The following is a 14,307-nucleotide window of genomic DNA, read 5'->3' as shown; positions in this document are numbered from 1 at the left end:
GCGTATGCGCGTTGCGTTCGCCCTCTCGCTGCTGGCCGCGCTGCTGAGCGGTTGCGCCAGCCATTCCAACAAGACCCCTGACGGCGTTTGGATCAACCAGGCGGCCATCGATGCCGCAGCCTCTGGTGGCAATCTGCGCCAATCGCTGCTGGCTTACGGGCCAACGCTGGAGTGGAACATCAATACCGCTGCTGGCCAAGCGACGTCCTATAACGGTTTTGAGCTGACCGAGGGCAAGATCGCCAAGGACCCGAACGGCACCTGGAAAGTGAACGTCTACGGCAGCGCCTCGGACGATCTCAAGCTCAAGAGCGATGAATTGGTGCAGAGCGCCAGCGATTCCGGGCCCGAGCAGCATTTCCGCGTCCCGAAAGAGGCCGCGCAGGCAGGTGCTCAACCGGGCACCAGTTTCGAACGTGCGCTGTATACCGCGTATCTAGGCGGCAAATGGACCATTGTCAACGGCGACGGGCAAGGCAGCGTCGTGGAGTTCGCACCCGATGGCAGCGTCACCGGCCTGCCGGGTAATGACCGTTATGCCCTTTGTCTGGCGGGCGACTGCGCGGCCATGAGTGGCGAATACGACAGCATGTGGCTGGAGAAGAATGAGCGCGGCAGCCCATGGGTCTTCGTGCGGCAGGGCAAGCAACTGGAGATTTTCCAGGCTGTGAACAATGCCCAGGCGACCGAGATGCCGGACCTTCGTCCAGGCGAGCGGCATTGGGTGTTGGAGAAAAACTGATTTCGCGCGGTTCTGTAGGGGCGCTTGCCTGCGATTGCATTTCGTCAGCAATGATATCGTTCAATTTGCCGAAGCCATCGCGGGCAAGCGCGCTCCTACAATGGACCTGCGCCAGATCAGGTTACTCCGCAAGCTACTTTGCCAACATCGCTTCGTACCCTTCCTTATAACTCGCATAGCGCGGCACCCAACCCAAGGCTTTCGCTCTGGCATTGCTGCAGCGTTTACTGCCTGCGCGGCGAACGCTGTTTTCGTCCGACCAATGCGTCACGCCCAGACGCTTGCGCATCCAGTCCACTACCTCGGCCAATGGGACTGGCGCGTCGTCGACACCGATATAGATGCCATCCAGCGCCACACCTCGAGCATCGGCCTGCAGCAGAAACGCCAACAGACCGGCCGCGTCATCGGCGTGTATCCGGTTGCCATATAAAGGTGGGTCCATGGCCACGCTGTACCCCTGTCGAACTCGGTTCATCAAGTCGCTACGTCCCGGCCCGTAAATCCCGGTGAGCCTGACGATACTGGCAGGCAAGCCGCTGGCGAGCGCCACCTGTTCGGCCTCGCGCATCACCTGCCCTGAAAACCCCGAGGCCTCGGCGCAAGACGTTTCGTCGACCCACTCCCCGTGCTGCTGCCCGTAAACACTGCTGCTCGAGACGAACAGGATGCGTCGGGGCTTCTGCCCGCTGCGCTCGACCCAGCCGAGCACATTGCGCAATCCCTGAACGTAAGCCGCGCGATAACCGGCCTCATCACGCTCAGCGGGCGTTACGCAGTACACCAGATAGTCAATGCGGCCTTCAGGCCACTGCACGGGAATGCGTGCATCGAACAGATCACCACTCACACCGCGCACGCCTTCGGGCAACTTCGCCACGCTTCTGCGCAAGCCGTATACGGTCCATCCCTGGGGCAACAACTGGAGGGCCAGACGCCCTCCGATGTCACCACAGCCAGCAATCAAAACGGACGGCGCTGCCATCACAATCTCCACATCAAAAGTAGGTTTGAACCAATGAAACGGGGGTCGAATGCGACCATCGGGACGCATTCGTGTTAAAAAAAGAGACTCTATTACTTTTGTTAACAAGAATTACTTGCAATAATGTCTGCCCTTTGTTCTCCTCCGCTCGCCGCACGCCAGCGTGACGCTTTCAGAACGAAACACCTTATTCATATCAGGTCGGGCCAGCATGACACTTACTCTATCCCCCGCTTCGTCAACAACGTCTACAGGTCTGCCACGCGCAGTACGCGCCGTCGCAGCGGTGCTTTTCGGCCTGATGCTGGCACCCGTCGCCCTCGCCGACTCCAACGCTCCCGCGCAGCCTGCGGCGGTGCAATCTGCCGCTCCGGCCGCTACGCCAGTGGACACCACGGCGGCGCCTGCCGTTCAGGATCCTGCTGCACCGACCGAGTCGCTGGAAGCTGCCGCCGAAGACAACAGCCTGGGCATGTCCCACGACCTGTCGCCCTGGGGCATGTACAAGAACGCCGATATCGTCGTCAAAGCCGTGATGATCGGTCTGGCCATCGCCTCGATCATCACCTGGACCATCTGGATCGCCAAAGGCTTCGAGCTGCTGGGTGCCAAGCGCCGCCTGAAGGGCGAAATCGCAGCCCTCAAGCGCGCTCGTACTCTGGACGAATCCAGCGCCAGTGCCAAGAAGCAAGGTACGCTGGCGAATCTACTGGTCCATGACGCACTGGAAGAAATGCATCTGTCAGTCAACAGTCGCGAGCGCGAGGGCATCAAGGAGCGTGTCAGCTTCCGCCTCGAGCGTCTGGTCGCCGCCTGTGGTCGCAACATGAGCATGGGCACCGGCGTGCTCGCCACCATTGGTTCCACCGCGCCCTTCGTCGGTCTGTTCGGCACCGTGTGGGGCATCATGAACAGCTTCATCGGTATCGCCAAGACCCAGACCACCAATCTGGCTGTCGTCGCTCCCGGCATCGCCGAAGCTCTGCTGGCAACCGCACTGGGGCTGGTTGCCGCAATTCCTGCAGTGGTCATCTACAACGTCTTCGCCCGCTCCATCGCTGGCTACAAGGCGCAAGTATCGGACGCATCGGCTCAGGTTCTGTTACTGGTCAGCCGCGATCTGGATCATCAGCCCACCGCCGACCGTGCTCAACAGCCGCACATGGTAAAAATGGGGTAAACCATGGGCCTGCATCTTAACGAAGGTGGCGACGACCTCGCCGAGAACCACGAAATCAACGTGACGCCATTCATCGACGTCATGTTGGTGCTGCTGATCATCTTCATGGTGGCGGCGCCTCTGGCCACGGTGGACATCAAGGTCGACCTGCCCGCCTCCACGGCGAAACCGGCGCCCCGACCCGAAAAACCGGTATTTCTCAGCGTCAAGGCCGACCAAAGCCTGTACTTGGGCGATGAAAAAGTCGCTCGCGAGCATATCGGTCCGGTGCTGGATGCCAAGACCAAGGGCAAAAAAGACACGACCATCTTTTTCCAGGCCGATAAAGGCGTGGACTACGGCGATCTGATGGAGGTCATGAACCTCCTGCGCGGCGCTGGTTACCTGAAGGTCGGTCTGGTGGGTCTCGAGACGGTTGGTAAGAAATGATCAATACGCGCCAAAAACTGACGCGCTATAGCGGTAGTCTGTTGTTGGTGCTGGCGGTACACGCCGTTGCGATCCTCGTCGCACTGCGCTGGCCCACCTCGCAGGCCATCGAGCTGCCACCGGCGGCGATGATGATCGAGCTGGCGCCTGTTCCCGAGCCCGCTCCGCCGCCACCGCCGAAAGTGGTTCAGCCGCCGCAGCCCCCTGCGCCGGAAGAGCAACTGCCGATTCCGCCTATCGCAGAAGCGCCGAAACCGGAAATCGCGATTCCCAAGCCGGTCAAGCCAAAGCCAAAGCCACAGCCGCCCAAGCCGGTGAAAAAGGTCGAGCCGCCGAAGGAAGAGAAACCAGCCGATGAAAAACCGGTAGACACTCCGCCCTCCAACGCCAAACCTGAAAAGTCGGCAGCGCCTGAACAGGCTCCGCCAGCGCCACCAAGTACTGCACTGCCAAGCTGGCAGGGCGATCTGTTGCGTCACTTGAGCAAGTTCAAGCGCTATCCGGAAGACGCTCGTCGTCGCGGCATGCAAGGCATCAACCGTCTGCGATTCGTCGTCGATGGTGAAGGCCGGGTACTGTCCTACGAAATCGCGGGCGGCTCAGGCAGCGCGGCGCTGGATCGGGCCACACTGGAAATGATTCGTCGTGCCCAGCCCCTGCCCAAGCCACCGGCCGAACTGCTCAACAACGGCACGCTGGAAGTCGTCGCGCCCTTCGTTTATTCGTTGGATAAGCGCTGAAACGACGATTTTGTAAAGACGGTGAGCCTGATAACGTGCGTCTATCGATTGCACCCGCTATGCTGGGGCCGCAACTTCATGGACGCACGCTATGACCCTCACAGAATTGCGCTATATCGTTACCCTCGCTCAAGAGCAGCATTTCGGCCACGCGGCCGAGCGCTGCCATGTTAGCCAGCCGACATTGTCGGTAGGCGTGAAGAAGCTGGAAGATGAACTCGGTGTGCTGATTTTCGAGCGCAGCAAGAGTGCGGTACGTCTTACGCCGGTCGGCGAGGGCATCGTGGCTCAGGCGCAGAAAGTGCTCGAGCAAGCTCAAGGCATTCGTGAACTCGCCCAGACGGGTAAAAACCAGCTGACCGCACCGCTGAAAGTCGGCGCGATCTACACAGTCGGTCCTTACCTGTTCCCGCACCTGATTCCGCAACTGCATCGGGTTGCCCCACAAATGCCGTTGTACATCGAAGAGAATTTCACCCACGTGCTGCGCGACAAGCTGCGCAATGGTGAACTCGACGCGATCATCATCGCCCTTCCGTTCAACGAAGCCGACGTATTGACGATGTCGCTGTACGACGAACCGTTCTACGTGCTGATGCCGGCCGATCACCCCTGGACGCAGAAAGACACCATCGATGCGGCGGCGCTGAACGACAAGAGCCTGCTGCTGCTGGGCGAAGGTCACTGCTTCCGCGACCAGGTGCTCGAAGCCTGTCCGACGCTGGTCAAGGGCGGCGACAGCGCCAAGCACACTACCGTCGAATCCAGTTCGCTGGAAACCATTCGACACATGGTAGCTTCAGGCCTCGGGGTTTCGATCCTGCCGATGTCCGCAGTCGACAGCCACCATTACGCTCCCGGCGTGATAGAGGTCCGTCCGCTGTCGCCGCCGGTGCCGTTCCGCACAGTGGCCATTGCCTGGCGCGCAAGCTTCCCACGACCAAAAGCCATTGAGATCCTTGCCGACTCGATCCGCCTGTGCTCCGTCGCTCGCCCCAAAGCCCAGGCCAAAGCGAGTTAAGTGGGTTGTATGACTGAGCTGTCCCACGTCTCGGTCACCGCGCTTAAGGGCGTCGGCGAGGCCATGGCTGAAAAGCTGGCGAAGGTGGGCCTGGAGAACATTCAGGACGTACTTTTTCACCTGCCCCTGCGTTATCAGGATCGCACCCGTGTCGTACCCATTGGCGCACTGCGACCTGGGCAGGACGCGGTCATCGAGGGTGTGGTCAGCGGCGCCGACGTGGTCATGGGCAAACGCCGCAGCCTGCTGGTGCGCCTGGGTGACGGCACCGGCGTGCTGAGTCTGCGGTTCTATCACTTCAGCAATGCGCAAAAGGACGGCCTCAAACGCGGCACACACGTGCGTTGCTACGGCGAAGCACGGCCAGGGGCATCGGGGCTTGAGATCTATCACCCCGAATACCGCGCCATCACCGGCGAAGAACACGTCGCGGTGGAACAGACGCTCACGCCGATCTACCCGACGACCGAAGGCTTGACGCAACAACGATTACGCCAGCTGTGCCAGCAAAGCCTGGGTATGCTCGGCCCCCGAAGCCTGCCCGACTGGTTGCCCGAAGAACTGGCTCGGGATTATCAACTCGCGCCGCTGGCCGACGCCATCCACTACCTGCATAACCCGCCCGCCGATGCCGATGTCGAAGAACTGGCCCTCGGTCATCATTGGGCCCAGCATCGGCTGGCGTTCGAGGAGCTGCTGACGCACCAGCTGTCCCAGCAGCGTCTACGTGAAAGCCTGCGTTCCCAGCGCGCCCCTGCGCTGCCGCTGGCTAACCGTCTGCCGAAAAAATTCCTCGCCAACCTGGGTTTCCCGCCAACAGGCGCTCAGCAGCGAGTGGGCAAGGAAATCGCCTACGACCTCAGCCAACAGGAACCCATGCTGCGGCTGATTCAGGGCGACGTGGGCGCGGGCAAGACGGTTGTCGCGGCGCTCGCCGCCCTACAGGCACTTGAAGCGGGTTATCAAGTCGCGCTCATGGCGCCCACGGAAATTCTCGCCGAGCAGCATTTCATCAACTTCAAACGCTGGCTCGAGCCGCTGAACATCGAAACCGCGTGGCTGGCGGGCAAGCTCAAGGGCAAGGCTCGCGCAGCGTCCCTTGAGCAGATCGCCAGCGGTGCGCCGATGGTGGTCGGCACCCACGCACTGTTTCAGGATGAAGTGCAGTTCAAGAACCTCGCCCTGGTCATCATCGACGAACAGCATCGTTTCGGCGTTCAGCAACGTTTGGCCCTGCGCAAGAAAGGCGTCGGCGGCCTGATGTGCCCGCACCAGCTGATCATGACCGCCACGCCAATTCCGCGAACACTGGCGATGAGCGCCTACGCGGACCTCGACACCTCGATTCTCGATGAGCTGCCTCCAGGCCGAACCCCGGTCAACACCGTACTGGTCGCCGACAGCCGTCGCATCGAGGTGGTCGAGCGCGTTCGTAACGCCTGCGCCGAAGGTCGTCAGGCGTATTGGGTCTGCACGCTGATCGAGGAATCCGAAGAGCTGACCTGCCAAGCGGCCGAAACCACCTTCGAAGAGCTGACCAGTGCATTGGGCGAAGTCAAGGTCGGGCTGATTCACGGGCGCATGAAGCCCGCTGAAAAAGCCGCGGTCATGGCTGAATTCAAGCAAGGCAATTTGCAATTGCTGGTGGCCACGACCGTCATCGAGGTCGGCGTGGACGTCCCCAACGCCAGCCTGATGATCATCGAGAACCCGGAACGACTGGGTCTGGCGCAGCTTCATCAGTTGCGTGGACGGGTGGGGCGCGGCAGTGCAGCGAGTCATTGCGTGCTGTTGTACCATCCGCCCTTATCGCAGATCGGCAGGCAGCGGCTGGGGATCATGCGCGAGACCAACGACGGGTTCGTAATCGCTGAAAAGGACCTGGAGCTTCGCGGACCAGGCGAGATGCTCGGCACGCGCCAAACGGGCCTGCTGCAGTTCAAGGTCGCGGACCTGATGCGCGATGCGGACCTGCTGCCCGCTGTCAGAGACGCTGCCCAGGCATTGCTCGAGCGCTGGCCAACACACGTCAGCCCACTGCTGGAACGCTGGTTGCGCCACGGCCAGCAGTACGGCCAAGTGTGAAGTAGTCAGCAAGAAGAACGCATCTCACCTATATAACAACCAAGCTGGTTATACTTCAGCGATTGTAAGAATCTGGATACAGGCTATGACAGAAGTTGCCCACATCGACGACGCCCAACACGCCCCGTCTGTCATCCGGCAGTTGCTTGGCAAAGCGTCCATTGACTACCGCGAGGTCATGGACGCCGAGTCTCTTCCCGTTGCGCAGAAGGTCCAGGCCATTCTGCTCCACGACACTGTGGGCGCGTTGCTGGTCCTGTTCCCGCAAAGCCAGCTGCTGGACCTCAATCGCATCACTGAACTGACGGGGCGCAAGCTCACGGCGGTGACGAAGGAGCATCTGGACAGCATGCTGGGCAAGAACAACTTGCGCGCCTTGCCTGCCCTTCCGGCGCTGACCAGTTCACCTTGCCTGTACGAAGAACGCATTCTCCAGGAGCCGACAGTCCTGATCGACTCCGGCGAGCCCGGCCTGCTGCTGGAAATCGGCAGCGAAAACTTCAAGTCGCTGCTGAGCAAGGCCAGCGCTGCCACCTTTGGTGAGCCGGTTGCGTCTGTGCAGCCGAACCTGGACCGCCCTGACGACGACCGCGAAGAGATCACCAAGGCGGTGCAGAACTTCACCGCGCGCCGTATTCAGCAGCGCCTCGAGGCGACGGTGGAGATTCCGCCGCTGGCCGACACCGCACAGAAGATCATCAAGCTGCGGGTCGACCCGGACGCTACTATCGATGACATCACCGGCGTCGTCGAAACCGACCCGGCGCTGGCGGCGCAAGTGGTGAGCTGGGCAGCCTCGCCATACTACGGCTCGGCCGGCAAGATTCGCTCGGTCGAAGACGCCATCGTGCGCGTGCTGGGCTTCGATCTGGTGATCAACCTGGCACTGGGTCTCGCCTTGGGCAAAACCCTTTCATTGCCCAAAGACCATCCGCAGCAGGCAACGCCGTACTGGCAGCAGTCTATCTACACCGCGGCAGTCATCGAAGGCCTGACCCGTGCCATGCCGCGGGCCAAGCGTCCTGAGAGCGGCCTGACATACCTGGCGGGGCTGCTGCATAACTTCGGCTACCTGCTGCTTGCCCACGTGTTCCCGCCGCATTTCTCGTTGATCTGCAGGCAGATCGAGGTCAACCCGCACCTGCACCACAGTTTCGTGGAGCAGCATCTGCTAGGCATCACCCGCGAGCAGATCGGCGCCTGGCTGATGCGCAACTGGGACATGCCGGGAGAACTGGCCACAGCCCTGCGCTTCCAGCACGACCCGCAATATGCCGGCGAGCATCACGAATACGCCAACCTCGTATGCCTGGCGGTTCGTCTGTTGCGCAGGGAAGGCATCGGCTCAGGACCGATGGAAAGCATTCCCGACGAGCTGTTCCTGCGCCTGGAACTGTCTCGCGAGAAAGCCGAGGATGTGGTGAAGAAGGTGCTGGAAGCCGAGGTGCTGTTGCGCGAGCTGGCTTCGCAGTTTCATTGATTGCTAACTCTGCAGGGATCTCGGACCTATCGAGATCTCTGTGGGAGTGAGCTCGCTCACGAAAGAGGCGGTAATCTCACAACTGCTTCCGCGCCAGAAACTCAGCCTTCGTGAGCAAGCTCACAGGAGACCGTGTTGCTCCGCGACAGCGCAGCGTCGAAGACGGGGCGGGATCTCCCACAGATTCAGCGCTCGGCCGAGCCCCTCGGCAAAAAAATTACTTCTTCTTCCTCGGCCCCAAATACTTTGTCAGGCCCTGAAACCACATCACCAGGCCGGTATTGCCGGTGACTTGAATATGCTTGTCCTGAATCCCCTGCATGAACGCCAGCTGCTTGTTCTTCGCCTGCATCGTGGCGAAGCCGTAAGTTGCGTCCTTGAATGAAATCGCGAACGCTGGCTCGGCGATTGGGCCTGCCCGGCTACTCACGCGCTGATCGCGGACCACGAAATGGCGGGCGACCTTACCGTCGGTGGTCTGCAGCAGAAAGGTCAGGTTCTTGCCGGCCAGTTGTTGTTTGAAGGCTGGGTTGTTGCGGCTGGCACGCGCCATCAACAAGCCCAACATCCAGAGAAGAAGACGGAACTTCATGCTTAATGCCTCTACCGAGTCAGATGCGGATATCGCGACTTGCGGCAGTGTAGCGAGCTTGAGATAGACATGAGGAAATAGAACTGACCGGTCGAAAAGTGGCGAGCTAGACAGATCGAGAGGTTCGGCGCGACGCGTCTGCGCGCATAAAAAATGGGCATCCACCGCATTGGCGTGCCCATTTTCGTACTGTTCGCCTTCCGCAAGGCGTACAGCGATCTACTTCTTCTTCGGAGTTGTCGCTTTAGGCTTGGGTGCAGGCTTGGGTGCAGGCTTTGCCGCCGACCCCGGATTGACGCTGTCTTTCAGAAGCTTGCCCGGCCTGAACGCAACCGTGTTGCTGGCCCTGATTTGCACCGGCTCGCCGGTCTGAGGATTTTTACCCTTACGTGCGCCGCGATGGCGTTGCAGGAAAGTGCCGAAACCGACGAGGGTCACGCTGTCCTTTTTGTGCAAGGCATTGGTGATCTCCTCCAGGACGGCATTGAGGACGCGATTGGCTTGTTCCTTGGTGAGATCTGCTTTTTCCGCGATAGCGGCTGCGAGTTCTGGTTTACGCATATGAAGCCTCTTTTACGGTTTTTGTTTTTATGTCCCGTGCAGCCCTTGGCGGGCAGCCAGCAGGTGCCGCGACGGCTCTACGTAGCGGCAGACCGAAATGAGGATGGCATGCTGCCGAACTCGGCGCCAGTGCGTGAGCGACGTTTGTAGCAACAAAAACGTGCCTTATCCGACAGAACGACAAGTATTTAGGCCAACAACGACGGGAGGGCTTTGTTCAGCGCCAGTTTGTCCATCACCGCAGCGCCTGTCAGGGCATAACCCAAGAGGTTTCCGTCTGCATCATGGCACAGCGCCTTGATGTCAGCGCCCTGCCCTTCGACGCTCCAGATGCCCTCGCGCCCCTTGGGCACAGGCGACACCACGAGCGGGCAGACAGGGGTTTTGACGGTGACCGGCATCGGCCCATATTTGACAGGAGTTGGGGTTCCGGCAAGGGTTTGCGCCAGCGCACGAGCGCAGCTCATCAACGGCATGACGTACAGCAGATTGAGCCCATCGACTTCAGCGCAATCGCCCAGCGCATAGATATTGGCGTGGGAGGTCTTTAGATGACGATCAACCACTACGCCCCGGCCGATTTCGAGACCCGCCGCAGCCGCCAGATCGACACGCGGACGCAGGCCAATGGCCGACACTACCAGATCACAGTGCAGCACCTCGCCGTCGGACAGGTGCGCCTCCAGGCCATTCTCGACTTTCGACAGTCGCGTCAGCACCGGCCCCAGATGGAATCGCGCGCCCAGGTTCTCAAGCCCGGTCTGGACGGCAGCCGCGGCGGCCGGATGCAGCAAGGTTGGCATGACCTGCTCGCAAGGTGCTACCAGATCGGCCTCGTAGCCGCCGAGGATAAGATCGTTGGCGAATTCGCAGCCGATCAGGCCGACGCCCAGAATCAGCACCCGACGCTTACCTGCCGCCGCCGCGCGAAAGCGCGCGTAGTCTTCCAGATCGTTGATCGGGAAGATCGCTTCGCTGCCGTCGCCCTCCACCGGCACACGCACGGTTTCCGCGCCCCAGGCCAGAACCAGGTCGCGGTAATGCACCGACTCTTCGCCTATCCACAACCGTTTGTGGCCAGGGTCAATGCCGGTGACGTGGGTGTGGGTGCGGACCTCAGCCTTCAATTGCTCAGCCATCGCGCCGGGCTCGGCCATGCTCAGGCCGTCAGCTTCCTTGTTCTTGCCGAAGCCGGTGGAGAGCATGGGCTTGGAATAGGAACGACCGTCATCGGCGGTGATCAGCAACAGCGGTGTTTCGCCATCGAGCTTGCGAAATTCGCGGGCCAGGTTGTAACCCGCAAGGCCGGTACCGATGATCACCACAGGCGCGTTCATGCATATCTCCAGAGTCAGTCAGGGAAACGGGTATCAGGCGATTTCGATCATTTCGAAATCCATCTTGCCGACGCCGCAATCAGGGCACAGCCAGTCTTCAGGCACGTCTTCCCAGCGGGTGCCCGGTACAATGCCGTCATCCGGCCAACCATCGGCTTCGTTGTAAATCAGGCCACAGACAATGCATTGCCACTTTTTCATCGGTTGGTTCTCTCGGTTCTCAGGCTATACGGGCCCAGACGTTCGGCGTTCGTCGCGCTTTTTTCGAATGGGTCAGGGCGTTTTACTGATCGAAGGACGATCACGCAAGCTTCATCGACGCTCAAGGTCTGGTCCGGGCGTCGGCCAGAATCGCCAATCATGCTAAGCTCGCCGCCTCGATTGCTGCCAATAACTGCTCACTGTGATCCAGCAAAATCCTGCATGTCCGACGCCCGATTGGCTGTTGCGCGATCAACTGATCGAAGCGCCCGCGCCGGTGGTCGTCGAGTGGCTGTTCCATGAAGACTCCCTGACCCGCCGACTCACCCGGCTTTGCGACGATAGCTTCAGCGTCATGCCGTTGTTCGAAGGCTGGCAGCGGCTGCGCGTCGATGAGTGCGCCGCTCTGGAGCTGCCGGAAGGCAGCGAGGGCTGGGTGCGCGAGGTGTATCTGCTTGGGGCTGCCCACAAGTGGGTATTCGCTCGTAGCGTCGCGGGTCGCGCGGCGTTGGAAGACGACGGCCTGCATATGGACGAACTCGGCACGCGGTCGTTGGGCGAGCTGCTGTTCAGCGACCGAGCCTTTACGCGCGGGCCTTTGCAGGTTTGCCAATACCCAGCGGCGTGGCTGCCGCAGGCCAACACAATATCGGGACTCTGGGGTCGTCGCTCCTGTTTCCGCCGTGGTCCGCTCAGCATTCTGGTGGCCGAAGTGTTTTTGCCGACTGTCTGGCGCGCCATCGAACAGGCCGCCGACTCCAACAAGGAACGTCGCTGATGTACCTGTCGCTGCTCAAATCCCTTAACCGTCTGCATCCTCGCGCCTGGGACTTCATCCAACTGATGCGGATGGAGAAGCCTATCGGCATCTATCTGCTGCTGTGGCCGACGCTATGGGCGCTTTGGATTGCAGGCAAGGGTTCGCCCTCGCTGGGCAATGTGCTGATCTTCGTGATCGGCGTGTTCCTGATGCGCGCTGCGGGGTGCGTGATCAATGACTTCGCCGACCGCAAGGTTGATGGCCACGTCAAACGCACCGAGCAACGTCCGCTGGTGAGCGGCAGGATCACGTCAAAACAAGCGCTGGTATTGTTCGCAGTGCTGGTGACGCTGAGCTTCGGGCTGGTGCTGATGACGAACGCCACCACAATCTGGCTGTCCTTCGGTGGTCTGGCGCTGGCGGCTACGTATCCGTTCATGAAGCGCTACACCTATTACCCGCAGGTGGTGCTGGGTGCAGCGTTCTCCTGGGGCATGCCGATGGCGTTTACGGCGCAAACCGGCGAACTGCCTGCTGCGGCGTGGCTGCTGTACATCGCCAATCTGCTATGGACGGTCGGCTACGACACCTACTACGCCATGACCGATCGCGAAGATGACCTGAAGATAGGGGTAAAATCCACGGCCGTGCTGTTTGGTGATGCCGATCGGGTGATCATCCTGACGCTGCAATGCCTGGCGCTGTTCTGTCTGATGTTGGCCGGTTCACGCTTCGAGCTGGGGCTGTATTTCTTCCTCGGCCTGCTGGTCGCTGCCGGCTGCTTCGTCTGGGAGTTCTGGTCGACGCGGGATAAAGATCCGCAAGCCTGCTTCAAGGCCTTCCTGCATAACCACTGGGCAGGTTTGGCGATCTTTGTCGGCATCGTGGTGGATTACGCGCTGCGCTGACCCAGGTTGGGACAGCGCAGGCTGAGCGGACAGATCAGGGTTTGGCCACGTGCCAGACGTCGCCCTTGCCGTCGCCCGTCTTGTCGCCAGCGGCTTTGTCGTTCTTGAAGGTGTAAAGCGGTTTGCCTTTGTAAACCCACTGCGACGCGCCGTCTTCACGCTTGATGATGGTCCAGTCGCCTTCGGCTTTGTCACTGTCGCTGGCGGTTAAAGGTGGCCAGTTGGTTGCGCATTGATCGTTGCACACCGATTTACCTGCGGACGTGTCTTTGTCGAAGGTGTAGAGCGTCAGGCCCTGGTGGGTGGTCAGCACACCATCAGTGGTCATGGCAGGATCGGCGGCGAAGGCCAGGCCTGACGATGCCAATGCTGCGGCAGCCAGCAGCCCCATAAAAGCAGAACAAATCTTAGCCATAGGTACATCCTCTTTTTATTCGTCGTTGTTTAGACAATTGTTGTAGGACAGGAACGATAGCTTAGCTCTAGACCGGCCATTGCGCACCGTTCGCACCAACCTGTCACACGACTGCAATAATTCCGTTATCTAATGCGCCCCAAGACAGTTAAATGACATGAGGTTCGAGGCATGGTTGGCAGGAGCATTCTGATCGTCGATGACGAAGCGCCGATTCGCGAGATGATCGCCGTCGCACTGGAAATGGCCGGCTATGACTGCATGGAGGCAGAGAACTCTCAACAAGCCCACGCCATCATTGTCGACCGCAAACCCGATTTGATCCTGCTCGACTGGATGCTGCCCGGCACGTCTGGCATTGAACTGGCGCGGCGTTTGAAGCGTGACGAACTGACCGGGGATATCCCGATCATCATGCTTACCGCCAAAGGCGAAGAGGACAACAAGATCCAGGGTCTTGAAGTCGGCGCCGACGATTACATCACCAAACCCTTCTCTCCCCGCGAGCTGGTGGCGCGCCTCAAGGCCGTGCTGCGTCGCGCCGGTCCCAACGATGGCGAGTCGCCTATCGAAGTCGGCGGCCTGCTGCTCGACCCGATCAGCCACCGCGTGACCATCGACGGCAAACCCGCCGAGATGGGCCCGACCGAATACCGATTGCTGCAGTTTTTCATGACTCACCAGGAACGCGCCTACACTCGCGGCCAACTGCTCGATCAGGTCTGGGGAGGCAATGTCTATGTTGAAGAGCGCACCGTCGACGTACACATCCGTCGTCTGCGCAAAGCCCTCGGCGATGCCTATGAAAATCTGGTACAAACCGTCCGCGGTACTGGCTACCGATTCTCCACCAAAAGCTGAGCAGGCTTTT

At 60.4% G+C, this 14,307-nt stretch carries 16 protein-coding genes; 10 read left to right on the top strand and 6 right to left on the bottom strand.

Features of this window, described 5'->3' with window-relative positions; genetic code table 11:
- Nucleotides 1–4: 4 nt before the first annotated feature.
- Entirely contained in the window at nt 5–742 is a 738-nt protein-coding gene (locus tag CE491_RS10785; protein ID WP_110948374.1) for a hypothetical protein, read from the top strand.
- 133 nt (nt 743–875) lie between these two features.
- On the opposite strand, the gene CE491_RS10780 is transcribed toward CE491_RS10785, so the two are convergent.
- On the bottom strand, nt 876–1,727 hold the full coding sequence (locus CE491_RS10780) for an SDR family oxidoreductase (protein WP_110948338.1): 852 nt from the start codon (nt 1,725–1,727) through the stop codon (nt 876–878).
- Between the two features lie 211 nt (nt 1,728–1,938).
- On the opposite strand from CE491_RS10780, the gene exbB reads away from it, so the two are divergent.
- From exbB to CE491_RS10750, 6 genes are all read left to right on the top strand, one after another.
- Nucleotides 1,939–2,907, top strand: coding sequence for a tonB-system energizer ExbB (gene exbB, locus CE491_RS10775; RefSeq protein ID WP_110948337.1), 969 nt, complete (start codon nt 1,939–1,941; stop codon nt 2,905–2,907).
- 3 nt (nt 2,908–2,910) lie between these two features.
- A complete protein-coding gene (gene exbD / locus CE491_RS10770) occupies nt 2,911–3,336 on the top strand; it encodes a TonB system transport protein ExbD (RefSeq protein WP_110948336.1) in 426 nt (141 codons plus the stop codon).
- On the top strand, nt 3,333–4,076 hold the full coding sequence (locus CE491_RS10765) for an energy transducer TonB (RefSeq protein WP_110948335.1): 744 nt from the start codon (nt 3,333–3,335) through the stop codon (nt 4,074–4,076). Before exbD ends, CE491_RS10765 begins: the two co-directional genes overlap by 4 nt.
- 91 nt (nt 4,077–4,167) lie before the next feature.
- A complete protein-coding gene (locus CE491_RS10760; protein ID WP_110948334.1) occupies nt 4,168–5,097 on the top strand; it encodes a hydrogen peroxide-inducible genes activator in 930 nt (309 codons plus the stop codon).
- A gap of 9 nt (nt 5,098–5,106) precedes the next feature.
- Nucleotides 5,107–7,182, top strand: coding sequence for an ATP-dependent DNA helicase RecG (recG, locus tag CE491_RS10755; RefSeq protein ID WP_110948333.1), 2,076 nt, complete (start codon nt 5,107–5,109; stop codon nt 7,180–7,182).
- Between the two features lie 85 nt (nt 7,183–7,267).
- The gene (locus CE491_RS10750) at nt 7,268–8,662 is read left to right on the top strand and encodes an aminoacyl-tRNA deacylase and HDOD domain-containing protein (RefSeq protein ID WP_110948332.1); all 1,395 of its coding nucleotides are present in this window, start codon (nt 7,268–7,270) and stop codon (nt 8,660–8,662) included.
- Between the two features lie 217 nt (nt 8,663–8,879).
- On the opposite strand, the gene CE491_RS10745 is transcribed toward CE491_RS10750, so the two are convergent.
- The 4 genes from CE491_RS10745 to CE491_RS10730 all read right to left on the bottom strand — a co-directional run bounded on the left by CE491_RS10745 (nt 8,880) and on the right by CE491_RS10730 (nt 11,353).
- Nucleotides 8,880–9,254 carry an SCP2 sterol-binding domain-containing protein gene (locus CE491_RS10745; protein ID WP_110948331.1) on the bottom strand — a complete coding sequence of 125 codons (375 nt, stop codon included), beginning with the start codon at nt 9,252–9,254 and terminating at the stop codon, nt 8,880–8,882.
- Between the two features lie 219 nt (nt 9,255–9,473).
- A complete protein-coding gene (locus CE491_RS10740; protein ID WP_234407570.1) occupies nt 9,474–9,815 on the bottom strand; it encodes an HU family DNA-binding protein in 342 nt (113 codons plus the stop codon).
- Nucleotides 9,816–10,003: 188 nt separating this feature from the next.
- Nucleotides 10,004–11,152, bottom strand: a complete 1,149-nt coding sequence (locus CE491_RS10735; protein ID WP_110948330.1) for an NAD(P)/FAD-dependent oxidoreductase — start codon at nt 11,150–11,152, stop codon at nt 10,004–10,006.
- Between the two features lie 33 nt (nt 11,153–11,185).
- Entirely contained in the window at nt 11,186–11,353 is a 168-nt protein-coding gene (locus CE491_RS10730; protein WP_081564703.1) for a rubredoxin, read from the bottom strand.
- 202 nt (nt 11,354–11,555) lie between these two features.
- Between CE491_RS10730 and CE491_RS10725 the strand changes: the two genes are divergently transcribed.
- Both CE491_RS10725 and ubiA read left to right on the top strand, forming a co-directional pair.
- Nucleotides 11,556–12,131 carry a chorismate--pyruvate lyase family protein gene (locus CE491_RS10725; protein WP_199885066.1) on the top strand — a complete coding sequence of 192 codons (576 nt, stop codon included), beginning with the start codon at nt 11,556–11,558 and terminating at the stop codon, nt 12,129–12,131.
- Complete coding sequence (gene ubiA / locus CE491_RS10720) at nt 12,131–13,021, top strand: 4-hydroxybenzoate octaprenyltransferase (RefSeq protein ID WP_110948329.1); 891 nt, start codon at nt 12,131–12,133, stop codon at nt 13,019–13,021. The genes CE491_RS10725 and ubiA overlap by 1 nt, the downstream gene beginning before the upstream one ends.
- Nucleotides 13,022–13,055: 34 nt before the next feature.
- Here the strand turns inward: ubiA and CE491_RS10715 are convergent, their stop codons facing one another.
- Entirely contained in the window at nt 13,056–13,436 is a 381-nt protein-coding gene (locus CE491_RS10715; protein ID WP_110948328.1) for a COG4315 family predicted lipoprotein, read from the bottom strand.
- Nucleotides 13,437–13,607: 171 nt separating this feature from the next.
- Here CE491_RS10715 and phoB point away from each other — a divergent pair, with 171 nt between their 5' ends.
- A complete protein-coding gene (phoB, locus tag CE491_RS10710) occupies nt 13,608–14,297 on the top strand; it encodes a phosphate regulon transcriptional regulator PhoB (protein ID WP_110948327.1) in 690 nt (229 codons plus the stop codon).
- The last annotated feature ends 10 nt before the right edge of the window (nt 14,298–14,307 follow it).

Source organism: Pseudomonas bohemica (assembly GCF_002934685.1).
In the GTDB taxonomy this organism is placed as follows: Bacteria; Pseudomonadota; Gammaproteobacteria; order Pseudomonadales; family Pseudomonadaceae; genus Aquipseudomonas; species Aquipseudomonas bohemica.
The sequence above is the reverse complement of the archived record's forward strand: the minus strand, read 5'-3'. Positions and strand labels throughout refer to the sequence as shown.

Bases quoted from the DNA above. Each gene is read 5' to 3' on its own strand.
- phoB (WP_110948327.1), top strand. From the start codon at position 13,608: ATGGTTGGCAGGAGCATTCTGATCGTCGATGACGAAGCGCCGATTCGC.
- CE491_RS10715 (WP_110948328.1), bottom strand. From the start codon at position 13,436: ATGGCTAAGATTTGTTCTGCTTTTATGGGGCTGCTGGCTGCCGCAGCA.
- CE491_RS10745 (WP_110948331.1), bottom strand. From the start codon at position 9,254: ATGAAGTTCCGTCTTCTTCTCTGGATGTTGGGCTTGTTGATGGCGCGT.
- CE491_RS10750 (WP_110948332.1), top strand. From the start codon at position 7,268: ATGACAGAAGTTGCCCACATCGACGACGCCCAACACGCCCCGTCTGTC.
- CE491_RS10765 (WP_110948335.1), top strand. From the start codon at position 3,333: ATGATCAATACGCGCCAAAAACTGACGCGCTATAGCGGTAGTCTGTTG.
- CE491_RS10760 (WP_110948334.1), top strand. From the start codon at position 4,168: ATGACCCTCACAGAATTGCGCTATATCGTTACCCTCGCTCAAGAGCAG.
- exbD (WP_110948336.1), top strand. From the start codon at position 2,911: ATGGGCCTGCATCTTAACGAAGGTGGCGACGACCTCGCCGAGAACCAC.
- CE491_RS10730 (WP_081564703.1), bottom strand. From the start codon at position 11,353: ATGAAAAAGTGGCAATGCATTGTCTGTGGCCTGATTTACAACGAAGCC.
- recG (WP_110948333.1), top strand. From the start codon at position 5,107: ATGACTGAGCTGTCCCACGTCTCGGTCACCGCGCTTAAGGGCGTCGGC.
- CE491_RS10785 (WP_110948374.1), top strand. From the start codon at position 5: ATGCGCGTTGCGTTCGCCCTCTCGCTGCTGGCCGCGCTGCTGAGCGGT.
- ubiA (WP_110948329.1), top strand. From the start codon at position 12,131: ATGTACCTGTCGCTGCTCAAATCCCTTAACCGTCTGCATCCTCGCGCC.
- exbB (WP_110948337.1), top strand. From the start codon at position 1,939: ATGACACTTACTCTATCCCCCGCTTCGTCAACAACGTCTACAGGTCTG.
- CE491_RS10735 (WP_110948330.1), bottom strand. From the start codon at position 11,152: ATGAACGCGCCTGTGGTGATCATCGGTACCGGCCTTGCGGGTTACAAC.
- CE491_RS10780 (WP_110948338.1), bottom strand. From the start codon at position 1,727: ATGGCAGCGCCGTCCGTTTTGATTGCTGGCTGTGGTGACATCGGAGGG.
- CE491_RS10740 (WP_234407570.1), bottom strand. From the start codon at position 9,815: ATGCGTAAACCAGAACTCGCAGCCGCTATCGCGGAAAAAGCAGATCTC.